Origin of the sequence: Azospirillum oryzae, assembly GCF_900177515.1 — a bacterium.
Taxonomy (GTDB): domain Bacteria; phylum Pseudomonadota; class Alphaproteobacteria; order Azospirillales; family Azospirillaceae; genus Azospirillum; species Azospirillum oryzae_A.
This window is the reverse complement of sequence record NZ_FXAK01000009.1, coordinates 104,582-127,083: the sequence shown is the minus strand read 5'-3', so window position 1 is coordinate 127,083 and position 22,502 is coordinate 104,582. Positions and strand designations below refer to the sequence as shown.

Here is a 22,502-nt window from a genome sequence, read left to right as displayed (position 1 = left end):
GCGGCAGAGGTTGCCCGACGCTTGGTGATCGGACCGGCGCGGCGGTTCCCGCTCGCACGTCAGTCCACAGGATCATCGCCAGCACGGATTGTTCTTGGTCAATACTGACACCGCACTCCCGCCGCCCGGAGTGGTAATCCGGCACGCTGCCATCGCGAACGACGATGGTGGTCGACGAGCTTGCTTACGCTGGAAAAATCAAATGCTTGCCGTCATCCGTGCACGACGGGAAGCCAGGACGCCGCGACATTCGCCCGAACAGCCCCGGATCCCCCATTCGCCGGGATGGCCGACGAATGGGGGAGTCCGGCCTCAGCCGATGCGGACCCGCCGTCAGACGTGCTGATAGAAGCGCCGGTTCAGATAGAGCAGAAAGCCGCTGGCGCAGCCGGCGAACAGGACCAGCAGGAAGGTCAGCGCCATGATGACGTCGACGTTGTGCAGACCGATGGCGTTCATCAACATGAAGCCGAGGCCGCGCTGCGAGGCGAACATTTCGCCGAGCAATGTACCGATCAGCGTCAGGGAAAATCCAAGACGCAGACCGGTGAAGATCTCCGGCATGGCGGCAGGGAGCAGAATGCCGCTGATCATCTCGCGCGTGCTCAGCCCCATCACCCGGCCGGTCTTGAGCAGGACGGGACGGGTGTTGCGCACCGCCGCCAGCGTGAACAGCGCGATGGGGATGACACCGTGAATGGTTCCGAAGGCGACCTTGGCCGCGATGCCCAGCCCGAACAGCAGCAGCAGGATCGGGTAGAGCGTGATCTTGGGCACCGAATAGACCGCCACCAGCACCGGTTCCAGCAGGTCGCCGGCAAAGCGGTTCATCCCCAGCAGGAAGCCGGTCGCCAGCCCGATGACCACCGACAGCAGCAGCGCGACGCCGAAGGCCTTCGCCGTTTCGAGAAGATGGGGCCAGAAGCTGGGCGAGGTCAGCAGCCGGCCCGTGAAGGCAATCGTCGTGAAGGGCGAGGGCAACTCGGCCGCCCCGATCACCCAGGCCAGACCCTGCCAGACCGCCAGCAGCAGGACGACCAGCAGCAGCGTGTCCGTCCAGCCGCGCTTCAACGGCCTCCGTTTGATAGACCCGTCCTTCATGGGCACGCTCATGCCAACCCCCGCCGCACCATCAGCGCCCTCTCCCAGCGGGCCAGCAGCGTGTTGACGGCGATGGACACCGCCAGGATTAGGATGATCAGCGGATACATCGTCGCGTTGTCGAAGTTGGTGTAGGCGTAGCTGATCTCGTAGCCCATGCCGCTGGTCGACATGATGAACTCCGCCCCGATGATGCCGATCAGGGCGTAGGCGACGGCCAGTTTCGCCGCCCCGAGGATGTAGGGAGCCGCACAGGGCAGCGTTATCCTGACCGCCGTCTCCCACGGCGACAGCCGGTTGACGCGGGCGGTCTTCAGCAGGACCTTGGGGATGCGGTCCAGGCCGTTCAGCGTGTTCACGATCACCGCGACGACCGCCAGCATGGCGCCGATGAAGATCTGCGGCGTGTCCCCCAGCCCGAACAGCACGACCAGCAGCGGATAGAAGGCGAACATCGGCACTGCGTAATAGGTGGCGAAGAGGGGATCGAGCAGACGCCGAAACGATGGCAGGCGGTGCAGCGCCACCGCTGCGGCGACGCCGACGACCATGGCGATGACGACCGCCAGCGCGGCGTTGCCCAGCGTCTTCAGGATGGCCGCGTTCAGCGCGCCGCCGGCCAGCAGCCGGACGAGATCGACGGCCATGCGGTGCGGCGGCTGCATGGTCAGCCGGTCGATGGCGCCAGCCAGACACAGGATCTCCAACCCGGCGACCGCCGCCGCCAGCAATCCGATTCTCCACAGGGTGGCGCGCTTCATGTCTCGCCCCCCACCTTGCCCATCGCCTTCAGCGATTCCCCGCGGAGCAGTCGCCACAGCCGGGCGGTGATGGCGCCGAACGCTTCCTCCTGGGCGATGCGGCTGTCGCGGTCCCGCGGCCAGCCGGTCTCCACGATATCGATCAGCCGACCGGGACGGGCCGACATCACGCCGATACGGTCGGCCAGCAGCGCCGCTTCGTCCAGCGAGTGGGTGATGAGCAGCACTGTGGCGCCGGTCTTGCGCCACAGATTCAGCACTTCGTCCCCCATCAGCAGGCGGGTCTGCTGGTCGAGCGCACCGAACGGCTCGTCCAGCAGGATCAGGCGCGGCTCTGTGACCAGGGTGCGGGCGATGCACACCCGCTGCCGCATGCCGCCCGACAGTTGCGCCGGAAAGCTGCGGGCGAAAGCGGACAACCCCATCATGTCCAGCGCCACCCCGATCCGCCGCTCCCGCTCGGCCCGGTCGATTTTCATGCGGCGCAGGCCGAAGGCGATGTTGTCGTGGACCGATAGCCAGGGGAAGGAGGCGTCCTCCTGAAACACCACTCCAATTCCGTCGGGGATCCGGCCGTGGATCGGCCGGCCCTCGAAGGCGACTTCGCCCCTGGTCGCCGTCGACAGACCGGCGACCAGTTCGAGCAGCGTGGATTTCCCGCAGCCCGACGGGCCGACGACGGCGAAGAACTCCCCCTGCCGCAGATCCAGATCGACTGGCCCCAGGGCGTGGACGATCTCGCCGGGACGGCCCGGCTGGGCGAACTCCTTGTCGACGGCGCCCAGAGAGACATGAACCTTCGGCGCCACCGTCGCGATCTGAACCTTCTTTGCGGCGGTCATTTGATGGCCTTGATGTCGTCGGGAAGGTAACGGGTGTCGACGGCGCCCTTGACGTCCACGTCGCCGGACAGTGCGCCGACCATCTTCTGCACGTCGACCGCGCGGGTCAGCCCCTCCATGTGGATCTGCCCGGATCCCCAGTAGGGCAGGCCGGCGGTGGTCGCGCCCACGAGATTCTCGACCGCGCTGCGCGCCACCGCCGGATCCAGATTGTAGACCTGGGCAATGATGGTGGCGGACTCGTCGGGATGCGCCTTCATGTAGTCGACCGCCTTGCGGCGGGCGCGGATGACCGCGCTGATGAACGCGGCCTTCTCCGGCGACGCGTCGCCGGCGGCGACCCCGACCACGTTGGCGATCGGCGGCAGCAACTCCGACGCCTTGGCGATCGGCCGATACTTCGTCTTGTATTTCGACCACAGCGGCTCGGGGATCGGCGCCACGTCGATCAGTCCCATGTCGAGCGCCGGAATCCCCTCGCCGAAACCGCCGGTCTTCACCAGTTCGGCGTCGTGGGGCTTCAGGTCGCCGGCCTGGAGCACCAGCGTGGCGAGCGCCTGGCTGGTCGAGCGCGGGTTGGTGTAGCCGATCTTCCTGCCCGTCAGATCCTTGGGCGAATGGATCGGCGAGTCCGGCTTCACCGCCCAGACGAATTCGGCGACGGTCAGCACGTTGTCGCTGACGATCTTGATGTCGGCGCCCTTCTGCAGGGCGGCGAAGACGGCGTTCGGGTTGACCTCGGCGTAGGGCGCGTCGCCGGCGAGCATGTTGCGCAGGGTGGTTCCGCCGCCGGCCGAGGACAGGATGCCGGTGACGTCGGCCCCTTCCTCCTTGAAGAAGCCCTTCTCCATCGCGACGGCAAAGGGCATGCCGTTGGCGGACACGCCGTAGTTGCTGACTACGATCTGCTCAGCCAGCGCCGGCGTCGCGAAGGCCGTCAGCAAGGCACCCGCCGCAACCATGGGGCGCAGTGTGAAAACAAAAGAAAGCGACATCGTTCCCTCCCATTTGTATCCGCCTTGCGGAATTCTGTTGGTCTTGGAACGCCTGCAAGCGATCGTGAGGCGGGTTGCCTCGATTCGTCAAGGCGATCCGATCCGCTACGAATCCGTGCCGACCTCCCCGCGCTCCCCCTCGCGTTCGATTGCGCGCCAGCGGTCGAGGTCCACGGCAGCGTCGAGCGCGCTGCGCACCGCCGCCGCGTCGGCCATCGGGTCCAGCCGCTCCGTTCCATCGGCGTGGCGGCGCAAGGCCGCCAACCCGTCGCGCATCGCCGCGACGGAGCGCAGGATCAGGCTGGCGGGGAACGAGACCTGGGTGAATCCCATGGCGGCGAGGTCGGCGGGGTTCAGCCAGGGGGTGCCGCTCCCCTCGAACATCGCGGCCGAAAGGTAGGCACCCTTGAAGGCGGCGCCGACGCGCCGGTAATCCTCCTCCGTGCGCAGACCGGCGATGAACACGCCGTCGGCGCCCAGCGCCAGGAAGCGCTCGGCCCGCCGCATCGCCGCGTCGAGCCCGAGCGGCCCATAGGCGTCGGTCCGGCCGATGATGAAGGTCTCCGGGTCGCTGCGCGCGGCTAGTGCCGCGCGCAGCTTGCCTTCGATCAACGCCTCGTCGGCGACGGCGGCGGCCTTGTCGGCGCGCTGCTGCTTGCGGTCGCGTTCCTGGTCCTCCAGCAGCAGACCGCCGACGCCGATGGCCTCGTAGGCGGTGACCGTGCGGGCGACGCTCTTAACGTCGCCATAGCCGTCGTCGGCGTCGGCGAAGAAGGGCAGGTGGCAGGCCGTCGCGATGTCGCGGATGCCATCCACCATGTCTGTCAGCCCGATCAGGCCGATGTCCGGGTAGGCGTGGCGCGCCGCCAGCAGGGCCGAGCCGCCGATGGCGAAGGCATGGAACCCGGCCTGTTCGATCAGCCGCGCCGACAGCGCGTCGTGGGCCAGCGGCGTGATCAGCGGCGTCTCGCGCGACAGCGCGTCGCGTATCGTTGAGCGTGCCGTCATGGCGTGGTCCTTTGCGGTTCGAGTGGCCCATCAAGGGGGCTGCGGTAGAGCCATCCGCGCTCCGCGGTCGCGGTGTCGAGGAAGCGCTTGATCTCGTCAATGTGGCGCAGGGTCAGGTCGATCTCGTCGTCGCCGCGGATCAGCGCCTCGGCCCGACCGGCCGGCACCGTGAAGCCATGGCGGATCCCGTCGGGGTCGGTGATGGTCGCGGCGGGCAGATCGACGTGGAAGAGGGGGGCGTCACGATGGCGCTCCACCGCGGCGGCGAGCGCCAACCAGGTCGTCTCATCGACCAGACCGGCCAGCACGCCGTTGCGGAAGGCATTCTCGTAGAAGATGTCGGCGAAGGCGGGTGCAAAGACGCAGCGTATGCCGAATCGAGCCAGCGCCCACACGGCGGCCTCGCGCGACGAGCCGCAGCCGAAATTCTCTCCCGCCAGCAGGAACTTGGCGTCGCGGAAAGGACGCTGGTTGAGCACGAAGTCGGGCCGCTCGCGCCCAGACTCATCGAAGCGCCGTGCGCCGAACAGACCGCGCGCCAAGTCCGCCGTGGCGCTGCGCAGCCATGCGGAGGGGATAATGGAGTCGGTGTTGACGTTGTGGTCCGGTAGCACGGCCATGACACCCGACAAGAGGGTCAGCGGCGTTCTCATGGGCGGGCCTCACCGGCGAAGACCTCGGTGCGGCGCACGTCGGTGACGCGGCCGGCGAGGGCGGCGGCGGCGACGGTGGCCGGGCTGGCCAGATGGGTGCGGCTGCCCCGGCCCTGGCGATTCTCGAAATTGCGGTTGGAGGTGGCAAGGCAGCGCGCGCCGGTCGGCACGACATCCTCGTTGATGCTGACGCACATCGAACAGCCGGCCTCCCGCCATTCGAAACCCGCGTCCTGGAAGACGCGATGCAGGCCGCGCGCTTCCGCCGCCCGCCGCACCGCCTGCGACCCCGGCACCACCAGCGCCCACACCGACGGCGCCACCCGCCGCCCGCGCACCACCTCCGCCGCGGCCTCCAGATCCGACAGCCGGCCGTTGGTGCACGATCCGATGAAGGCGACGTCGATGGGCAACCCCTCCAGCGGCATCCCCGGCTCCAGCCCCATGTAGCGCAGCGCTTCCGCCGCCAGATCCCGCCGCCGAGCGTCGGCGAAGCCGGCAGGATCGGGCACAACGCCGTCCACCCCGGCGACGTCCTGCGGACTGGTGCCCCAGGTGATTTGCGGGGCGACGCGATCGCAATCGATCACCTCGTCACGGTCGAAGGCGGCGTGCTCGTCACTGATCAGGGCGCGCCATTCCTCGCGCGCCCGTTCGAAATCCGCGCCGCGCGGGGCGAAGGGGCGCCCGCTGACGTAGGCCGCGGTGGCGTCGTCGGGCGCTACCAGCCCCAGCCGCGCGCCGAATTCGATCGACATGTTGCACAGCGTCAGACGCGCCTCCACGGGCAGCGCGCGCACCGCCGCGCCCGCGTACTCCACCGCACAGCCCCGGCCTGCGGCCACACCCAGCGCGCCGATCATATACAGGATCAGGTCCTTGGCCGTGACACCGGGCCCTCGTGCGCCTTCGAAGCGGACGCGCATCGGGCGCGGGCGGGTCAGCGCCAGCGTCTGGGTGGCGAGGACATGCTCGACCTCGCTGGTCCCCACGCCGATTCCTAGCGCTCCCAAGCCGCCCACCGTCGAGGTGTGGCTGTCGCCGCAGGCCAGAAGCGAGCCGGGCAGGGCGAAGCCGGATTCCGGCGCGATCACATGGACGATGCCTTGGCCGGGATCGTCGAGGCCGAAATGCCGGATGCCGTGGCGCCCCGCATTCGACCGCATCAGTCCGAGCAGTTCGCGCCCATCGGGATTGGTCGTCTCATCGCGGCCAGGGACGGTGGACAGGATATGGTCCTGCGTCGCGATGGTCAGTTCGGGGTGGCGCACCCGCCTGCCGGCGCGCGCCAGTCCGGCGAAGGCTTGGGCGCTGGTCGTTTCCTGTAGCACATGACGGTCGACGAAGACGAGGTCCCGCCCGTCCTCCAGCGTCCTGATGCGATGGGCGTCCCAGATCTTGTCGAACACCGTCCGGGGAGGTTCCGCTCCCTCGGGCGAAGTCCTGACGGGCGCGCGCGGCTGCGCGCCGCGGTCGCTGTCGGCCATGGATGTCCTCCGGCCCGGCCTGGCCGCCGGGCAATTCTTTCGAATGGCGATCGGTGAACTCGCTGAAGCGGATAATCCGCACAACAAGCAATCTCAAAGTCAGGTTAGGTCTGTTCCGGAGGCGCGCATAGGGATAATTTGCTCATACTTCACTGAGGAAAAGTCAGATCACATGCTCCGCCTGATGCCACCGCTGAACGCTCTCCGCGCCTTTGAATCGGCGGCCCGCAACGGCAGTCTGACCGGCGCGGCGCGGGAGTTGAGCGTGACCCAAGGTGCGATCAGCCGTCATGTCTCGCAGCTTGAGGACTGGCTCGGCGTGGAGCTTTGCGTGCGCATGCGGCGCGGCATCGAGCTGACGACGGAAGGGTTGGCCTACGCGACGGCGCTGCGCGCGGCATTCGATCAGATCGAGATGCAGACCCGGCGTGTGCGCGAGCGCCCGCGCGAGAACACGTTGCGCATCAAGCTGCCGCCGACCTTCGCCATCCGCTGGTTCGTGCCGCGGCTGGCCCATTTCCACGCGCTGCACCGCCAGATCGACGTGCAGATCACCACCTCGCACCAGACCGTGGATTTCGACCGGGAGGACATCGACGTCTGCATCCACTGGGGCAGCGCGCCGCTGGCCGGCGTCCAGTGCCGCAGGTTGTTCGGCGAAATCCTGCTGCCGGTGTGCAGCCCCGACCTGTTCCGCGACCATCCGCCGCTGGTGCGGCCCGACGATCTGGGCCTGCACACTCTGCTTTGCTCGATGCATCGGCCGGACCATTGGCCCAATTGGCTGCGCGCCGCCGGTGTCGAAGGGATCGATGGCAACAGCGGCCTGAAGTTCGAGAATTCGGCGCTCGCCTATCAGGCGGCCATCGACAAGCTGGGCGTGGTGATGGCGCAGCGTGCCTTCGTGGAGGAGGATTTGCGCACCGGGCGGTTGGTCGCCCCGCTGTCGCTGCGGGTCGGGACGGAGAATGCTTATTACCTGGCCTACCCGCGTTCCCGCCATGGGGCGGCGGTGGTAAAGGCGTTCGAAGCCTGGATCACCGTTCAGGCGGCAGAACTGGAGGAGGCGGCGGTGATCGCTCTCCCTGCGCGCTGAGATGCTCAACCAGGAGTTGGACCGGGGCGGGTAGCGAGTCCACGTCGCGCGTGCAGATCCGCCAGTGACGCACCGCCCAGGGCTCGTCCAGCGGCACGGCGACCAGCGCGCCGGTGCCGACGTAGCGCTCGGCGTGGTGTTCCGGCACCAGCCCGATGCCCAGCTTCGCCTCGACCATGCTACGCACCGGCTCGAACCCGTTCACACGGATGCGCAGACGCAGCGGGTGGCTAAGGTCGGCTGCCGCGCGCAGCACAAGCGAATCCAGGTAGCTGCCCTTCTGCGGGCCGATGAGGTCGTGCTTGGCCACCTCGTCGAAGGAGAGGCTGGGCAGGGCGGCCAGAGGGTGGTCCGCCGGCATGATGACCATCAGATGGTCGCTGCGGTAGGGCAGCACGCGCAAGCCAGCGACCAGCGACGTGCCACCGAAGATGCCGATGTCGGCGGCGTTCTCCGACACGGCGCGCAGAACGTCCTGGCTCAATCCCTCCTCCAGGTCGATGCGGACGGCGGGGTGCAGGTGGAGAAAGCGGCTGATGTCGGCCGGCAGATACTGAACGATGGTCGAGACGCTGGCGTGGAGGCGGACCTGGCCGCACACGCCCATTGCGTGGTCCAACAGCTCGCTTTCCATCTGCATCAGATTGCGGATGATCCCATGCGCGTGGCGGAGCAAAGTATGGGCAGCGGGCGTCAGCTCAAGACCCTTGTTGCTCCGGTAGAACAGGGCGGTACCGAGCATGCGCTCCATGTCCGACATACGCTTGCTCACCGCCGAGGCGGCAATGTGCTCTGCGTCGGCGACGCGGGAAATATTCTGCTGCTCGCAGACCGCGACGAAGAGTTTCAAGGACAACAGATCGAAGCGCATTCAATCCTTTCCGGCCGGTGCGAGGATTGTAGAGAATCTGCTCCGGTGCGTACAGATCCCCGCGCCCGCCGATCCGAGAATGGCACCGCCAGATGGACTTGTCCGGAGAAGGTGGATCGGTCGCTCCCGTGCAGGCGCCCGTCGTGCAGCATCGCTGAGGGCTCCGGCAAGGGATCCCCCTTAGGCACACGCCGGATGGCCGGCTGGCCCTGCGGTACGATTCTTCATCGTGAATGCGGAAGAGCAGGTGCGCGGCGATCCCGCCCGGCGGCGTCAATCCAGACGTTCCTCGAACCTTCTGCCGCGCCGTCGAGGGTGACGATCGCCCACTTAGGATGATCCGCACACCGCCGCTGAAGGCCCTCCACCGGCGGAAAGCTCGACCGGTCACCCCCGGCCCACCGCTCCATGGCAGGCCGGAGATTCCATACGACAGACACTCTCAGGAGCATCCGATGGGCATTTGCGTGAAGCGGGAATGGTTGCGTGAGGCACCGGGTGCTTCCGCCGAGGTGAAGCCTTCCATCGATCTCCGGCAACGGCCGGCTGTCCGCAGTGGGGTTCCGGATCAGCCGAAGCAGCAAGACGCTTCGGTTGGCGACAAAAATCGGCAACCGGCATTGGCGACCGGCATTGGGGGCCGATAACATGCCCTTCACCTTGCGCAGCCCGGCCTTCGCGAATGGCCAAACAATTCCGCCAAGGCACACGGCGGACGGCGACAACGTCTCGCCGCCGCTGGAATGGTCGGATGCCCCCGCCGGCACCCGCAGCTATGCCCTGATCGTCGAAGATCCCGACGCGCCGGGCGCGACCCTCCTGCACTGGGCGGTCTACAACATCGCCGCCGAGCGCGACCGTCTGCCCGAAGCCACCACACAGGGGGCCAAGACCGAAAGTTTGGGGCACGGCATCAACGATTACGGCCACGCGCATTACGATGGCCCCAATCCCCCCCGCGGGCATGCCGCGCACCATTACCGCTTCCGCCTGATGGCGTTGGACGTGGACGCGCTCGGCCTCGGGCCAAAGGCGACGATCGACGAGGTACGCAAGGAGGCCGGCAAGCATCTGTTGGGCGAAGCCGAACTGGTCGGCATCTATGCGCGCTAGCGTTTCGGATTGCCGAAGCCGCAATGAACGCGACAACCGATAAGGAGGATAGGAATGGACAGACCAGCCGCGATCAACCGGACGGTCCAAGAAGCCGACATCTGGCTCAACGAACTCTTCGAGGACATGCAGGCCGCGAGCAAGGACACCGCCTATGCGGCCCTGCGGGCCGTACTCCACGAACTGCGCGACCGGCTGACGGTCGATGAGGCGGCACAGCTTGCGGCACAACTGCCGATGATCGTCTGCGGCCTGTATTTCAACAGCTGGAAACCCGCGGCCAACCCCACACGGGTGCGGACCGTCCAGGAGTTCCTGGACGGCGTGCGCGACCGGGCTCCCGGCCACGAGGAGATCGATCCGGACTTGGCGACGCGGTGCGTCTTCGCGCTGCTCGCCCGTCATGTCTCGCCGGGCGAAGTGGACGACGTCATCCGGCAGCTTCCTATGGAACTGCGCGCCCTGTGGACCTCTTCGCGCGCGGAGCGCAGCGCCTTTGCGGAAGCCGCCGTGACGCTGGTGGAAATCAACCGAAGGACGGTCCTCGACAAAGGTGCCGACCGGGCCTCGCCGACACCGTCGGCAGAGGTATCGCGCTGATGCGGTGCGGGGGGGAGCCATGGACAGGAAATTGAAACTCGACATCAACCGCGCGAGCAAGGAGCAGTTGCTGACAATCCCCGGCGTCGGCGAAGAGCAGGCCGCCGCCATCATCGACTACCGCAAGACGCACGGCCGCTTTCGCCGCGTCGAGGAGATCGCGCTTGCCACGACACTGCACGGCGTCACCATTGACGAACTGCGCGACCGGGTCGAGGTGGGAAACGCAGACGGAACCTGAAAAGATCTCGAGAGGAGAGAACCATGACCGAAGACGACGACCATCTCCGTCGCAAAGCCGTCAGCGGCAGCAAGAGCCGGCCGAACGACCGGGACGGCGGCGATCACATCCGCCAGGCGCAGGAATGGAATGGCGGGTCGAAGGGCCGCAAGGGGCCGATCACGCCCGAGCACAAGCGGAACCCGAACACCAGCGTCAAGAGCTGATCCTCGACCGTTCACCCGGCCCTTCAGAGGATGTGATGATCCGAGGATGTGATGATCCGGAGGCTCTTAACCAAGCCTTCAGAGATGACCGCGATGTTTGGCGGCTTCCTGCGACGGCCGACACCCAGACACCGTGACCGCGTTCAAGAGACCATCCCCGACGTTGCTGCTTGTCCTCGTCCTCGCGGCAACCCTCGGGGTCATCGGCACCGGAACCGCCCGTTTCCTCCGCATCGACCGGGAGGAGACGATCAAACATTACGAGCGGATCACCAGCGACACCACACGCCTGCTGGAGGAGCACGCGCAGCGTACCATCCACAGCGCCGACCTGATCCTTCTGCAGGCGTTGAGGATGATCCGCGAACGCGGCGGTGTCGGGGCGATCGGGTCGAGGCTCGATTGGGCGGACTTCGGCGAACTGGCGCAGCATCTGCCTGAACAGGGCGTCCTGTGGATTTACGACGCCGATGGCCGGGCACGTCTTGGAACGTCGGCGTTTCCGACGCCGCCCCTGACGGTGGCGGAGCGCGACTATTTCCAGGCCGTCAAGACACGTGGGGAGCCGTTCCACATCGGCCCCACCATCCGCGGCAAGACGACCGGCAAAGTCTTCTTCACCGTGAACCGCCCCATCCTGGACGAACAGGGGCGCTTTCTCGGCATGGTCCAGGCGGCGATCGACACCGCCTATTTCACGAAGCTGTACGACCTGCCCGACAGCAACCTGGATCCCTTGACCGGAATCTACCGGCTGGAGGGCGGCATCGTCGTGCGCCGTCCGGGGATGGAGACGCATCTCGGCGCGGATGTGTCCAGAGGTCCGGTATTCCGGAGCCTGCTGGCCCGCGCGCCGGCGGGAAATTACGAATCCGTGTCGCCGCTCGACGGGACGGTGCGGATCGCGGCCTATCGCCGGATCGCCGGACTGCCGCTGGTGGCGATCGCCGGCGTCAGCAAGACGGCCGCCCTCGCCGAATGGCGTGCCCGCACCGTCCGGGCGATCTGGCTCAACCTGGGGGCGCTCGGCGTACTGATCGTACTGGGCGTGCTGACATGGTCGGCCCTGAGACGGCAGGAGCGGAGCCGGAGCTTGGCCGAAGCCGCCCTTCGCACCGCGCAGGACAGCGAGCAGCGCGCCTGCCTGGCCGGCCGGCAGGCCGAGCAGGCCCAACAACAGCTGTATGAGGCTATCGAATGCCTGCCGGACGGCTTCGCCCTGTTCGATGCCGAAGACCGGCTCGTCCTGTGCAACAGCCGCTACCGTGACTTCTACGCGCTCCCCGGCCACGACATCGACGGTGGCATCCGCTTCGAGGACATCCTGCGAAGGGGCGCGGAGCGTGGCCTGTACGTGGATGCCATCGGGCGGGTCGACGCCTGGGTGGCGGAGCGCGTGGCGCAGCACCGCGCGGCCGGTCAGGCGCATGAGCAGCGGCTGTGGGACGGCCGCTGGCTGCGCATCGACGAGCGGGTGACGGCGGACGGGGGGCGTGTCGGCGTGCGCGTCGACATCAGCGAGGCCAAGCGCCGCGAGGCGGAACTTGCCGACCTGGTGCGGCGCAATGCCCTGCTGGCCGCCGCGCTGGAGGCCACGCCGAACGGCATCGCGATCACCGACACGGCGACCGACGCCCCGCTCGTCCTCTATGTGAACCGGGCGTTCGAGGCCATGACCGGCTACATGGCGGCGGAAATCGTGGGCCGGACCATTCGTGTCCTGTACGGCAACGAAACGGACGCGGAGGTCGCGGCATCCCTGCATGACGCCAAGCTCCGCGGCGAGACCGTGACGGCGGAGATGATCAATTACCGCAAGGATGGCGTTCCCTTCTGGAACATGGTCCGCCTCGCGCCCGTGCTCGACCCCGGCGGGTCGACGCTGGCGCATGTCGCCGTGCTCTGGGACACCACCGAGGCGCACCGCCACGAGGCGGAGGAGCTTCAGCGTCAGAAGATGGAGGCGCTTGGCCAGCTTGCCGGCGGCATCGCCCACGAGATCAACAACCTCCTGCAGCCGGTCATCACGCTGTCGAACCTGAACATCGGCGCTCCGGACCTGCCGGCGCCGGTTCGGGAGGATTTCGCCGACATCCTCAGCGCCGGGCGGCAGTGCCGTGACGTGGTCGGCGCCGTGCTGGCCTTCGCGCGCAAGGAGGGGACGGCCACGCAGCCCCTCGTGCTCGGCGACGCGGTGTGTCGGGCGCTGAGCTTCGCCCGCGGCGTGCTGCCTCCGGCGGTCGTCATCGACAGCCGGATCGGCGACCGCGAGGCCGTTGCGATGATCGGCGCCACCGAGTTGACCCAGGTGCTGATGAATCTGCTGACCAACGCCGCGGACGCGATGGACCGTTCGGGGACCGTGACCGTCACGCTCGACCGGCTGCCCGGGGGCGGCAGCCTTCGGTTGACGATCGGCGACGAGGGCTGCGGCATGGACGAGCGGGTGCGTCAGCGCCTGTTCGAGCCGTTCTTCACCACCAAGCCCCAGGGGAAGGGGACCGGGCTCGGGCTGGCGGTGGTGCACGGCATCGTGCGCGGGTGGCGGGGAACCATTTCAGTGACCAGCGCGCTGGGTCGGGGAACCTCGTTCGAGATCATGCTTCCCGTGGCTGAGTCACCCACAATCGGATACCCGGCGATCGAATCCCCCTCAGCATGACGGAGGCGCACGCAATGGCTCGCATTCTTCTGGTCGACGACATGCCCCTGATCCGCAAGACGGTCGGCCGGCTGCTCCGCCAGCATGGCCACGAGGTCGTCGCGGCGGCGGATGGCGAGGAGGCGCTGGCCGCATTGGGCGACGCCCGGCCGGAGCGGGCCGCGTTCGACGCCGCTCTGCTGGACATCTGGATGCCCCGGGTCGGTGGTCTGGAGTTGATGCGGACGCTCAAGGAGCGGTGTCCGGACCTTCCCGTCATCATCATGTCCGGCGGCGGACCGCGGGCCCCGCTGGAATATTCCCTGGCGGTGGCTGAGACCGAAGGGGCCGCCGCTGTGCTGGTCAAGCCGTTCGAGGACCAGCAACTCCTAGACGTCCTCGCCGTGGTCCTCGGTTCCTGAGCCGTCCGCTCCGGCCGACAGCAATCGGCCGAGCAGATCGCGCAATCCCGTGGACAGCCCCTCCTGCGCCTCCGGCGGCATGGCGGCGATGGCGGTCTCGACCACGAGCAGGGGATCCTGGGTGAGCAATGTCCGCCCCGCCTCGGTCAGCGACACGATCCGTGCCCGCTTGTCATCCGGCGAGACCACCACGGCGAGCAGCCCCCGCCGCACCAGCGTTCCGATGGTGCGGGACGCTGTGCCGGGATTGGTCCCCTGGTACCTGGCCAGCCCCACGACGTTGCGTGCGCGCTCTCCGGCCTTGCCGAAATAGCGCAGCGCCGACCATTGGGCCGCCTGCATGTCCGTTGTCCAGCACAGATCATGGACGGCGCGGGCCGTCTGTTCGACGAGGCTGGCGATTCCATGGAGTCGCGTGGCGCGGGGTGGGGCGGCGGCGGTTCCGGATGGGGTGGGTTCCGACGCCGGGGCAGGGGCGGGGCGGTCGGGAGGCGCGGTGGGAGCGATTTTATTTGTCACTGACAAAGATCTTCCCTCCGCATAGGCGCATCGGTATAGTTGTCTCTGACAAACATGTGGCGGGCCCGTAACCTCGGCAGGGCTGCCCGTATCACCCCAGGACCGGAGATTGCCGATCGCATCATGGTTCCCAAACCGTTCGCCCACACTGGCCATGGTGGATTGTGCATTGCCATATACGGTGTCATGGACGCAATGGATCCTAATTGCCGCGTGGTTTTGTGCGTCCGCAGCGGATTAGGGTGCTTCCGAAGAATGACGCTAGCAAGAATTTCGCAGTCAAAGATCACGGCTAAATCGAATTCAGATAATTTCATAAAATTGTTTTGTTGAGAACAGAATATTCTTCGAATCTTTAAGTATAGAAATGATTTCTTAAGAAAATCCGGAAATATTGAGAGCATGTGCTTTCAATATCGAAAGATAAAAACGCGATGACCGCCGTCTCTCTGAACTTATCGATCCGCGGAAAACTGTGGGGGCTTGTCGTGGCTGCGAGTGTCGCTTGCTTGGCAATCGCAGGCGCCGGCCTGTACCTGAACCACGAGCGCATGCATCAGGACCGGGTGGCCACGCTGAAGTCGCTGGTCGACATTGGGTACAGCATCGCCGAAAAATACGAGGCCGATGCCGTGGCCGGAAGGATCACGCGGGAAGAGGCGCAGGCGCGCTTCAAGGAGGCGTTGCTGTCGCTCAGATACCAGGGCAACGGCTATCTCTTCGCCTATACCTACGACAACTATGGCTTCGCGCATCCCAACGCCAAGGTAATGGGCAAGGACGCATCGGGCCTGAAGGACGCCAACGGCGTACCGATCCTCCCCGCCATGGTGAGAGTCGCCAGACAGGGGGAGGGTACGTACCTCTATCCCTGGTTCGTCAACAACAACGGGACCGACGAGACCGAGGAGAAGCTGTCCTATGTCCGGGGCTTCGAGCCCTGGAAGATCTTCATCAGCACTGGCATCACCATCGGCGATCTACAGGCCGCTACGGTGGGGCAACTCTGGAAGCTGCTTGGGATCGCGGCCCTCCTGGGGCTGCCGGCCATCGCGCTGATCGCGCTGGTCGGCCGGAACGTCAGCGCCGACGTCGCGCGGCTGAGCCGGAGCATGCACGCTCTGGCCGGGGGCGATCTGTCGGTCGCCCTTCCGGAAGCCGAGCGGCATGACGAGATCGGCGCTATGGCCAAAGCGGTCCAGGTGTTCAAGGAGAACGCCGCGGGCAAGGCCCGTCTGGAAGCGGAGCAGGCCGAATACGCCCGACGGGCGGAGCTGGAAAAGCGCCAGACCATGCTGACGCTGGCCGCCGACTTCGAGGGCCGCGTGAAGGGCATCGTCGACATGGTGGCGGCGGCGGCAACCGAGATGCAGGGCTCCGCGCGCTCCCTCTCGCATGTGGCGGAAGACAGCGTCCACCAGATCACGGCGGTGGCGGCGGCGTCCGAGCAGGCCTCCACCAACGTCCAGACCATCGCCGTCGCGGCGGAGGAACTGTCGGCATCCATCACGGAAATTGGGCGTCAGGTCGACACCTCCACCCGCATCGCCGGACAGGCGGTGACGGAGGCGCAGCGGACCGGCGATGCGATCCGCAGTCTGGTGGAGGCCGCCCACGAGATCGGCCAGGTGGTCGAGCTGATCAACAGCATCGCCGGCCAGACCAACCTGCTGGCGCTCAACGCGACAATCGAGGCCGCCCGCGCCGGCGAGGCCGGAAAAGGCTTCGCCGTCGTCGCCAGCGAGGTGAAGGCTCTGGCGACGCAGACGGCGCGCGCCACCGAAGGCATCCAGAGCAAGGTCGTTGAAATCCAGGCGGCGACCACCGGCGCGCAGGACGCGATCGGGGCGATCGCCAAGACCATCGGCCAGATGAGCGAGATCGCCACCGGCATCGCCTCCTCCATCGAGGAGCAGAACGCGGCGACGCAGAACATCGCCGGCAACATCACGCAGGCGGCGCGGGGCACGGAGGTCGTCTCGACCAACATCGTCGGCGTGAATCGGGTGGCCACCGACACCGGCAGCGCGGCGATCCAGGTGCTGGGCGCATCGCAGGGGCTGGCGCTCGAAGCGGAGCGCCTGCGGGAAGAGGTGGCGGGCTTCATTGCCACCATCCGGGTCGCCTGACGACCGGCCTAAGACGGCGGGGGCGGCATCGGCAGCGGGCCGGCGGATGCCGGTCGGTTCGGGCCGCCCCTGTGCGCACACCAAGCAAACCAATGGAAAGATGACGATGAGACGTACTGTGATGCTCGGGCTCGGCATGGTGCTGTACGCCCTGGCCTGTTCGGCCGGTTCGGCCGCCGATGGGATCACCGGGGCCGAGCATTGGGTCGAGAATGGCGGAATCCGGATTTATGTCTGGGAGAAATACGCCGACAAGCCGGCCGGCAAGAAGGTCGTGGTCCTGGCCCACGGTTCTGCCACGGCGGGCCGGGAAAGCTTCGACCTGCAGGTTCCGGGCAAGCCCTCCTACAGCCTGATGGACCGGTTGGCACGCGAGGGGTTCGACGTCTTCGCGCTCGACACCCGCGGGTTCGGACGCTCGACGCACCCCGACACGCACATGACCACGGCGCAGGCGAAGGACGATCTGAAGGCGACGATCGATTACGTCCTGAAGCTGCGGGGCGTGTCGAAGGTCAACCTGCTCGCCTGGTCCTGGGGAACGCAATATGGCGGGATGTATGTGATGGACCATCCCGGTACGGTCGATAAATACGTCAGCTATGCCCAGATGCACGCGAACAGCCCGGACGTCGCCCGGCGCCGCGCCCGGATCGACTCCTTCCGTGCGACTCCTTACATCACCATTCCCGAGGCCGGCTGGAAGCCGCGCTTCACCTCGATGGCGCCGGCAGAGGTCAATGAATCCAACGTCGTCGATGCCTTTGCCAAAGCCGCGGCGAAGGTGGAGGTGAAGACCGCGACCGGGCCGCAACTGGACCTTGCCACGCTTCTGCCGATGGTCAACGCCCGACTGGTATCCGTGCCGACGATGGTCATTCATGGGCAATACGACGATGTCGCCGATCCCGATGGCCTGTTGCCGTTCTTCGCACAGCTGCCAAACCCACAGAAGAAATACGTGGTCATCCCCAACGCGGGCCACATGATGCACCTGCAAACGGGGCATTGCCTGTTCCAGCATGAGGTCGTCAGCTTCTTCAACAGCCCGTGAACCGCCAATGGTGTGAGCAAAGTTACGAGCCGTTTCCATTCCTGTGCTTGACGCTCGTTGCCGATGGGCGTGCGGGCGTAAACGCTGACGAGGATGCCGCGCGCTGCCAGCATCTCCTCGACCATCCGCAGGCTAAGGGGGGAAGCGGAAGTACAGCCAGACCGCCGTCGCAATGACCTCGGCGGGGTAGCGGCAACCAGTATAGCGGTGGTCAGCGGGTGTCGTCATGCCGCTCCATATCCCGCCCTCGCCCGCTCCCGCAACCCGTTCAACGCCAACTTGACGGTGCCCCCGGCGGGTCATGAGACCGCCGGGGCCGGCCTTTCAGGCAAGCCCCAGCAGGCGGCGGGCGTTGCCGCCCAGGATCTCCGCGCAGTCCCCGTCCGTCAGGTCGGAGGCGAGGATTTCCAGCAGGGGGAACGGAACACTGAACAGTTTGGGCGAGGAGTAGAAATCCGTGCCCAGCAGCAGCCGGTGCGCTCCCACCTCGCGCACGAAGCGCTCGATCATATGGGAAACCGGAACCATCACCCCTGTGTCGAACAGGATGTTCGGGTGGCGCCGCGCGATGTGCGGCATCCAATGCGCGAAGTCGGGAGACGAGAAGGCGTCCAGCGCCACGAACTGCACATCGCGGAAACGTTCGGCCAGCACCTCCAGTTTCCAGGGCGACTCCAGCTTGGAATCGCCGATGATGTGGATGAAGGCCGGCACGCGGTGATGACGAACGCGCTCCAGCAGCGCGTCCATGCGCGGATGGTCGATGGCGCAGCCCTGGAACCGGTGGTGCCAGACGATGCCCTTCATCCCGAGCACCTGGATGCAGCGGTCGATCTCGTCCAGCGCCGCGTCCCCTTCCAGCGGGGACACGGTGGCGAGCGCCGCCGGGAAGCGGTCGCTCCAGCGGTCGCGATACTCGGCGACCTGATCGTTGACGTGGCGGGTGTCGGCGATGCCGTTGGGTGCCTGATAGCCGTTGGACGGCATCAGCAGGGCCTGGGCGATGCCGCAACGATCCATGAAGGCGATCCGCTGTTCGGCATCTGCCGCCATGCCGCCCGAGGCGCCGCCGCCTTTTGCGCCGCCGACGATGTCGAGCGAGCCGACATGGTGATGCAGGTCGAAGACCTGGAAAGATTTGGCGTCACGCATCCGATGTTCTCCAGAATTCGCTGTAGTCGGGCCGCCGCCGGTCGCGGAAGGCGCCCAGCCCCTCCGTCCATTCGCCGGCAGGCACTTCGGCCAACATTCCCCGCACTGCCGTCCAGTCGAGCGGCGCCGCGCGGCGCACCGCGCGCTTGACCGTGGCGATGGCGCCCGGCGGTGCTCCGTCGGTGATGGCGCGCGCCAGTTCCACTGCACTGTCCACTGCGTCTCCGGGCGGGACGACCCGGGAGACCAGCCCCATCGCCGCCGCCTCCTCCGCCCCGATGCGGCGCCGGCTCAGGATCAGGTCCAGAGCCTGGCGGGGGCCGGCGATCTGCGCCAGTCTGGCCAGCCCGGTGTTCGGCACCACCCCCAGCCCGAGTTCCGGCAGAGCGAAGACGGCGTCCGCCGCCGCGACCACCAGATCGCAGCACAGCGTCAGCTCGAACCCGCCGCCGAGCGCCCGCCCATGGACGGCGGCGATGGTCGGGCGGGAATGCCCGTCCAGCCGTTCGAACAGGTCCATCGGCGTCGGTCTGCTGGGCGCCGGCGTCATCCAGCCGGCGTCCAGAAGATCGCCGATGTCCGCCCCCGCGCAGAAGGACGGGCCGTCGCCAGCCAACACCAGGGCGGCAGCCTCGCGCGCGTCGGGCCGATCGAGCGTGGCGAGCAGGTCGGCCACCAGATCGGCGGCCAGCGCGTTGTGGCGGTCGGGCTTCGACAGGGTGATCAGCCCGACCGTTCCGCGGCGTTCGAAGCGGACCGTCATCTCACGGCGCCGGATAGACGAGCTTGCCGCTCGCCTTGGCCGGCGGATAGACGACCTCCTCGCCTTCCTTGCGGTGCTGTACGATGACCATCGTCTCATCCGACAACAGCTGGTGCAGGCCGCCGCCTTCCGACGGCCGGTAGCCGATCTTGCCATAGGGAGTGTCGAAGGTGGCGGTGGAGAGCACCTTGCGCACCTTGTCCTGGTCCAGCGTGCCGGCGCTTTCGATGGCCTTGGCCAGCGTCATCATGCCGGTATAGCCCTGGGGAAAGACGGGGGCGATAGTCTGGCCCTTCGCCTCCACCTTGCGGATCAGCTCGACGGCGGCAGGGGTGCGGTCGGCGGTGGACCATTCGGTGATCACGGTCAGCCCCTCGCTCATGTCACCGTAGTCGGCGCGACGGTCGCCGGCGGACACCACCATGGTCAGCTTCGGCTTGATCCCCAGGCTCTTCATCTGGCGGACGAGCTGGAGGTTGTCGCCCGAATAGCCGACGGAGAAGAAGGCGTCGGGGTTCAGCGACTTGACGCGGGTCAGCACCGGCGAGAAGTCGGGCGAGCCGGATTTGAACGGCTCCTTCATCACCAGCTTGATCCCGGCCTTCGTCAGATACTCTTCGGCATATTTGGCCGCGTCGGCGCCGTACAGGCCGTCCTCATAGGCCAGCGCCACCGTCTTGACCTTGGGGTCGATGGAGGCGAGGAAACTGGAGGCCGCCTTCTGACGGTGATAATCCCAGATGTAGATATGGTAGTACCAATCTTCCGTGCCGAAGGTCTTCTCCAGCTTGACGGACGAGGAGCCGGTGTGGATGAACAGCGGCTTGTAGCGCCTGACGCTGGACAGCAACGCGAAGTCGGCCGTGCTGCCGTATCCGCCGACGAAGGCGTAGACCTTGTCCTCCGTCACCATCTTGGACGCGATGGTGGCGGCTGTGTTCGGCTCGCTCTTGGTATCCTCGATCAGCAGCGAGACCGGACGGCCCAGCAGGCCGCCGGCGGCGTTGATCTCGTCCGCCGCGAACTGCACGCCGGCCAGGATGGTCTGCCCGCCCACCGCCAGGACTCCGGTCAGCGGCAGCGGCACGCCGATCCGGATCGGTTCCGCCGTCTGGGCGGCGGCCGGAGTTGGACCGGTCATCGTCAGCGCGGCGATACCGAGTGCTGCGGCGCCGGCCGCCAACCGTTTCACGAAGCGCATGGTTTCCTCCTGTTTTTATGGTCGTTGTTCGCGGGTGGCCTCCGCCGCGGGTTCAGCCGGCGGCGGCGCGTTGAAAGAAGGGGTATCGGCGGTCGCCGATCCGGGGAAAGACGACGGACACCGCGTCGCCACCGCGCACGGTCGAGGCATCGTCGCCGATCAGCCGACTGAGCATCCGGGGACCTTCGGCCAGATCCACCAGCACCACCGTGTAGGGAAGCTGGCCGCTCCATGCGCCGCCCTGGAAGGCGACATGGACATGGCTGTGGGAGAAGACGGTTCCCCGGCCCGACATCCTCTGCCAGCCGAGCGCCGTGTCGCCGCAAAGCGGGCAATGCCGGCGCGGGTAATAGAAGAGGTGTCCGCAGCGTCCGCATTTGGGGAACAGCAGTTCTCCCCGGTCGCACGCGTCCCAGAAGGGGGCGCTGGCCCCGGTCGGGTTCGGCGAGGTGGCGAGCAGATCCAGCATCAGGGTTTCTCCAGAATCATGGCGCCACAGACCGAGAAGATGCCGCCGTTGCCGCTGACCAGCGCCCGGCGCGCACCCTCCACCTGCCGCCGCCCGGCCTCGCCGCGCAGCTGGCGCACCGCCTCGGTGATGTGGAGCATCCCGCCGATGTGGGCCTGGGACAGCAGGCCGCCATGGGGGTTCAGCGGCCAGCGACCGCCGAGATCCATGGCACCCGAGCGCACCAGCGCTCCGCCTTCGCCGGGCCGGGCGAAGCCCAGGGCCTCCAGCGACACCAGCACCGAGATGGTGAAGGCGTCGTGCAGGTTGGCGACCTGGATGTCCTCCGGCCCCATCCCCGCCGCCTCGTAGGCGTCGGCACCGGCGGCCGCCATACCCAGTTCGGGGATGTCCGGCATCAGGGCCACCGAATTATGGGTGGTCTTCATGCCAATGGCGCGGATGGCGACGCCGCGGCCCCGGCCCTGCGGTGCCCGCCCGATCCGCGTCAGCACCAGCGCCCCTCCGCCGTCCGACACCAGCGAGCAGTCGAGCAGGCGCAGCGGGCTGCTGATCTGGCGGCTGGCCCGGTAGTCCTCCAGCGTCATCGGCTTGCGCATCTGCGCGTTGTCGTTCAGCAGAGCGTGACGGCGCGTGACCAGGGCGACCGCCGCCAGATCCGCGTCGGTGGCGCCGTAGAGGTCGAGATAACGCTGGGCGAGCAGGGCGTAGGGGATCACCATGCCGTGCAGGCCGAACGGCTCCTCCCACTCCTCCCCGCCCAGCAGATTGTGCATGTGCAGTCCCTGCGCGCCGGCCGGACGGCCGGTCAGGGCATTCTCGCCGTAGACGCAGGCGGCCACCTCGCAATAGCCGCTTTCGATGGCCCAGACCGCCTGTTGCAGCATGGTCATGCCGGTGACGGTGCCGCCGACATCGACCGTGCAGGCGAAGCGGGGCGCCACGCCCAGATGCTCGGCCAGCGTGGACGAGAACATGCTGTTGGGGGTGGCGTAGGGATCGAGGTTGATCAGTCCGTCGAGGTCGGACAGGGCGAAGCCCGCGTCGCGCAGCGCCGCGAGAACGGCCGCCGCCTGGATTTCGACCGGCGACCAACCGGGCAGGCGACCGACGGGGGTCTCGCCGATGCCCGCGATGACGACGTCGGAACCGACTGTCGGCATGGGGTGTCCTCCGTT

At 67.2% G+C, this 22,502-nt stretch carries 23 protein-coding genes and 1 pseudogene; 9 read left to right on the top strand and 15 right to left on the bottom strand.

Annotation, left to right across the window (positions count from 1 at the left end; translation table 11 throughout):
• Positions 1–333 precede the first annotated feature (333 nt).
• The 7 genes from B9N97_RS29035 to leuC form a co-directional block, all read right to left on the bottom strand.
• The gene (locus B9N97_RS29035; protein WP_244560988.1) at positions 334–1,113 is read right to left on the bottom strand and encodes an ABC transporter permease; all 780 of its coding nucleotides are present in this window, start codon (positions 1,111–1,113) and stop codon (positions 334–336) included.
• Positions 1,110–1,862, bottom strand: a complete 753-nt coding sequence (locus tag B9N97_RS29030; RefSeq protein ID WP_085091308.1) for an ABC transporter permease — start codon at positions 1,860–1,862, stop codon at positions 1,110–1,112. Before B9N97_RS29030 ends, B9N97_RS29035 begins: the two co-directional genes overlap by 4 nt.
• A complete protein-coding gene (locus B9N97_RS29025; RefSeq protein WP_085091307.1) occupies positions 1,859–2,704 on the bottom strand; it encodes an ABC transporter ATP-binding protein in 846 nt (281 codons plus the stop codon). Before B9N97_RS29025 ends, B9N97_RS29030 begins: the two co-directional genes overlap by 4 nt.
• Positions 2,701–3,699 carry an ABC transporter substrate-binding protein gene (locus B9N97_RS29020; protein WP_085091306.1) on the bottom strand — a complete coding sequence of 333 codons (999 nt, stop codon included), beginning with the start codon at positions 3,697–3,699 and terminating at the stop codon, positions 2,701–2,703. Before B9N97_RS29020 ends, B9N97_RS29025 begins: the two co-directional genes overlap by 4 nt.
• A gap of 105 nt (positions 3,700–3,804) precedes the next feature.
• Positions 3,805–4,707, bottom strand: coding sequence for an isocitrate lyase/PEP mutase family protein (locus tag B9N97_RS29015; RefSeq protein WP_085091305.1), 903 nt, complete (start codon positions 4,705–4,707; stop codon positions 3,805–3,807).
• On the bottom strand, positions 4,704–5,360 hold the full coding sequence (gene leuD / locus B9N97_RS29010; protein ID WP_085091304.1) for a 3-isopropylmalate dehydratase small subunit: 657 nt from the start codon (positions 5,358–5,360) through the stop codon (positions 4,704–4,706). The genes B9N97_RS29015 and leuD overlap by 4 nt, the downstream gene beginning before the upstream one ends.
• Positions 5,357–6,847, bottom strand: coding sequence for a 3-isopropylmalate dehydratase large subunit (gene leuC / locus B9N97_RS29005; RefSeq protein WP_085091303.1), 1,491 nt, complete (start codon positions 6,845–6,847; stop codon positions 5,357–5,359). Before leuC ends, leuD begins: the two co-directional genes overlap by 4 nt.
• Before the next feature lie 172 nt (positions 6,848–7,019).
• Here leuC and gcvA point away from each other — a divergent pair, with 172 nt between their 5' ends.
• Positions 7,020–7,943, top strand: a complete 924-nt coding sequence (gene gcvA, locus B9N97_RS29000) for a transcriptional regulator GcvA (RefSeq protein ID WP_167393415.1) — start codon at positions 7,020–7,022, stop codon at positions 7,941–7,943.
• Here the strand turns inward: gcvA and B9N97_RS28995 are convergent.
• A complete protein-coding gene (locus B9N97_RS28995) occupies positions 7,885–8,814 on the bottom strand; it encodes a LysR family transcriptional regulator (RefSeq protein ID WP_085091302.1) in 930 nt (309 codons plus the stop codon). The two genes, gcvA and B9N97_RS28995, sit on opposite strands and share 59 nt — an antisense overlap.
• Before the next feature lie 648 nt (positions 8,815–9,462).
• Here B9N97_RS28995 and B9N97_RS28985 point away from each other — a divergent pair.
• The 6 genes from B9N97_RS28985 to B9N97_RS28960 all read left to right on the top strand — a co-directional run bounded on the left by B9N97_RS28985 (position 9,463) and on the right by B9N97_RS28960 (position 14,037).
• Complete coding sequence (locus B9N97_RS28985) at positions 9,463–9,927, top strand: YbhB/YbcL family Raf kinase inhibitor-like protein (protein ID WP_085091300.1); 465 nt, start codon at positions 9,463–9,465, stop codon at positions 9,925–9,927.
• Between the two features lie 54 nt (positions 9,928–9,981).
• Positions 9,982–10,527 carry a DUF2267 domain-containing protein gene (locus B9N97_RS28980; protein ID WP_085091299.1) on the top strand — a complete coding sequence of 182 codons (546 nt, stop codon included), beginning with the start codon at positions 9,982–9,984 and terminating at the stop codon, positions 10,525–10,527.
• 31 nt (positions 10,528–10,558) lie between these two features.
• Positions 10,559–10,768 carry a ComEA family DNA-binding protein gene (locus tag B9N97_RS28975; RefSeq protein WP_167393414.1) on the top strand — a complete coding sequence of 70 codons (210 nt, stop codon included), beginning with the start codon at positions 10,559–10,561 and terminating at the stop codon, positions 10,766–10,768.
• A 23-nt stretch (positions 10,769–10,791) separates the two neighbouring features.
• Positions 10,792–10,974 (top strand): hypothetical protein, encoded by a 183-nt coding sequence (locus tag B9N97_RS28970; protein WP_085091297.1) that lies wholly within the window; start codon positions 10,792–10,794, stop codon positions 10,972–10,974.
• Positions 10,975–11,137: 163 nt separating this feature from the next.
• Positions 11,138–13,636 carry an ATP-binding protein gene (locus B9N97_RS28965; RefSeq protein WP_085091296.1) on the top strand — a complete coding sequence of 833 codons (2,499 nt, stop codon included), beginning with the start codon at positions 11,138–11,140 and terminating at the stop codon, positions 13,634–13,636.
• A 14-nt stretch (positions 13,637–13,650) separates the two neighbouring features.
• Positions 13,651–14,037: a response regulator gene (locus B9N97_RS28960; RefSeq protein WP_167393412.1), complete on the top strand. Its 387-nt coding sequence runs from the start codon at positions 13,651–13,653 to the stop codon at positions 14,035–14,037.
• Here the strand turns inward: B9N97_RS28960 and B9N97_RS28955 are convergent.
• Positions 14,005–14,556, bottom strand: coding sequence for a MarR family winged helix-turn-helix transcriptional regulator (locus B9N97_RS28955; protein WP_167393411.1), 552 nt, complete (start codon positions 14,554–14,556; stop codon positions 14,005–14,007). The two genes, B9N97_RS28960 and B9N97_RS28955, sit on opposite strands and share 33 nt — an antisense overlap.
• A 509-nt stretch (positions 14,557–15,065) precedes the next feature.
• Between B9N97_RS28955 and B9N97_RS28950 the strand changes: the two genes are divergently transcribed.
• Entirely contained in the window at positions 15,066–16,685 is a 1,620-nt protein-coding gene (locus B9N97_RS28950) for a methyl-accepting chemotaxis protein (protein ID WP_244560987.1), read from the top strand.
• A 46-nt stretch (positions 16,686–16,731) separates the two neighbouring features.
• Positions 16,732–17,739 carry an alpha/beta hydrolase gene (locus tag B9N97_RS28945; protein WP_085091292.1) on the top strand — a complete coding sequence of 336 codons (1,008 nt, stop codon included), beginning with the start codon at positions 16,732–16,734 and terminating at the stop codon, positions 17,737–17,739.
• A gap of 83 nt (positions 17,740–17,822) precedes the next feature.
• Here B9N97_RS28945 and B9N97_RS36535 read toward each other — a convergent pair.
• The 6 genes and pseudogenes from B9N97_RS36535 to B9N97_RS28920 all read right to left on the bottom strand — a co-directional run.
• Positions 17,823–17,967 (bottom strand): annotated as a pseudogene (locus B9N97_RS36535) (IS6 family transposase); the annotation flags it as partial.
• Positions 17,968–18,063: 96 nt separating this feature from the next.
• Positions 18,064–18,891 carry an amidohydrolase family protein gene (locus tag B9N97_RS28940; RefSeq protein WP_085091291.1) on the bottom strand — a complete coding sequence of 276 codons (828 nt, stop codon included), beginning with the start codon at positions 18,889–18,891 and terminating at the stop codon, positions 18,064–18,066.
• Positions 18,884–19,654, bottom strand: a complete 771-nt coding sequence (locus B9N97_RS28935; protein ID WP_085091290.1) for an enoyl-CoA hydratase/isomerase family protein — start codon at positions 19,652–19,654, stop codon at positions 18,884–18,886. The genes B9N97_RS28940 and B9N97_RS28935 overlap by 8 nt, the downstream gene beginning before the upstream one ends.
• Before the next feature lies 1 nt (position 19,655).
• The gene (locus B9N97_RS28930; protein ID WP_085091289.1) at positions 19,656–20,855 is read right to left on the bottom strand and encodes an amino acid ABC transporter substrate-binding protein; all 1,200 of its coding nucleotides are present in this window, start codon (positions 20,853–20,855) and stop codon (positions 19,656–19,658) included.
• A gap of 52 nt (positions 20,856–20,907) precedes the next feature.
• Entirely contained in the window at positions 20,908–21,324 is a 417-nt protein-coding gene (locus B9N97_RS28925; RefSeq protein ID WP_085091288.1) for a Zn-ribbon domain-containing OB-fold protein, read from the bottom strand.
• A complete protein-coding gene (locus B9N97_RS28920) occupies positions 21,324–22,487 on the bottom strand; it encodes a thiolase family protein (protein ID WP_085091287.1) in 1,164 nt (387 codons plus the stop codon). Before B9N97_RS28920 ends, B9N97_RS28925 begins: the two co-directional genes overlap by 1 nt.
• Positions 22,488–22,502: the final 15 nt, after the last annotated feature.

Bases quoted from the DNA above. Each gene is read 5' to 3' on its own strand.
- B9N97_RS29035 (WP_244560988.1), bottom strand. From the start codon at position 1,113: ATGAGCGTGCCCATGAAGGACGGGTCTATCAAACGGAGGCCGTTGAAG.
- B9N97_RS29030 (WP_085091308.1), bottom strand. From the start codon at position 1,862: ATGAAGCGCGCCACCCTGTGGAGAATCGGATTGCTGGCGGCGGCGGTC.
- B9N97_RS29025 (WP_085091307.1), bottom strand. From the start codon at position 2,704: ATGACCGCCGCAAAGAAGGTTCAGATCGCGACGGTGGCGCCGAAGGTT.
- B9N97_RS29020 (WP_085091306.1), bottom strand. From the start codon at position 3,699: ATGTCGCTTTCTTTTGTTTTCACACTGCGCCCCATGGTTGCGGCGGGT.
- B9N97_RS29015 (WP_085091305.1), bottom strand. From the start codon at position 4,707: ATGACGGCACGCTCAACGATACGCGACGCGCTGTCGCGCGAGACGCCG.
- leuD (WP_085091304.1), bottom strand. From the start codon at position 5,360: ATGAGAACGCCGCTGACCCTCTTGTCGGGTGTCATGGCCGTGCTACCG.
- leuC (WP_085091303.1), bottom strand. From the start codon at position 6,847: ATGGCCGACAGCGACCGCGGCGCGCAGCCGCGCGCGCCCGTCAGGACT.
- gcvA (WP_167393415.1), top strand. From the start codon at position 7,020: ATGCTCCGCCTGATGCCACCGCTGAACGCTCTCCGCGCCTTTGAATCG.
- B9N97_RS28995 (WP_085091302.1), bottom strand. From the start codon at position 8,814: ATGCGCTTCGATCTGTTGTCCTTGAAACTCTTCGTCGCGGTCTGCGAG.
- B9N97_RS28985 (WP_085091300.1), top strand. From the start codon at position 9,463: ATGCCCTTCACCTTGCGCAGCCCGGCCTTCGCGAATGGCCAAACAATT.
- B9N97_RS28980 (WP_085091299.1), top strand. From the start codon at position 9,982: ATGGACAGACCAGCCGCGATCAACCGGACGGTCCAAGAAGCCGACATC.
- B9N97_RS28970 (WP_085091297.1), top strand. From the start codon at position 10,792: ATGACCGAAGACGACGACCATCTCCGTCGCAAAGCCGTCAGCGGCAGC.
- B9N97_RS28960 (WP_167393412.1), top strand. From the start codon at position 13,651: ATGGCTCGCATTCTTCTGGTCGACGACATGCCCCTGATCCGCAAGACG.
- B9N97_RS28945 (WP_085091292.1), top strand. From the start codon at position 16,732: ATGCCGGTCGGTTCGGGCCGCCCCTGTGCGCACACCAAGCAAACCAAT.
- B9N97_RS28940 (WP_085091291.1), bottom strand. From the start codon at position 18,891: ATGCGTGACGCCAAATCTTTCCAGGTCTTCGACCTGCATCACCATGTC.
- B9N97_RS28935 (WP_085091290.1), bottom strand. From the start codon at position 19,654: ATGACGGTCCGCTTCGAACGCCGCGGAACGGTCGGGCTGATCACCCTG.
- B9N97_RS28930 (WP_085091289.1), bottom strand. From the start codon at position 20,855: ATGCGCTTCGTGAAACGGTTGGCGGCCGGCGCCGCAGCACTCGGTATC.
- B9N97_RS28925 (WP_085091288.1), bottom strand. From the start codon at position 21,324: ATGCTGGATCTGCTCGCCACCTCGCCGAACCCGACCGGGGCCAGCGCC.
- B9N97_RS28920 (WP_085091287.1), bottom strand. From the start codon at position 22,487: ATGCCGACAGTCGGTTCCGACGTCGTCATCGCGGGCATCGGCGAGACC.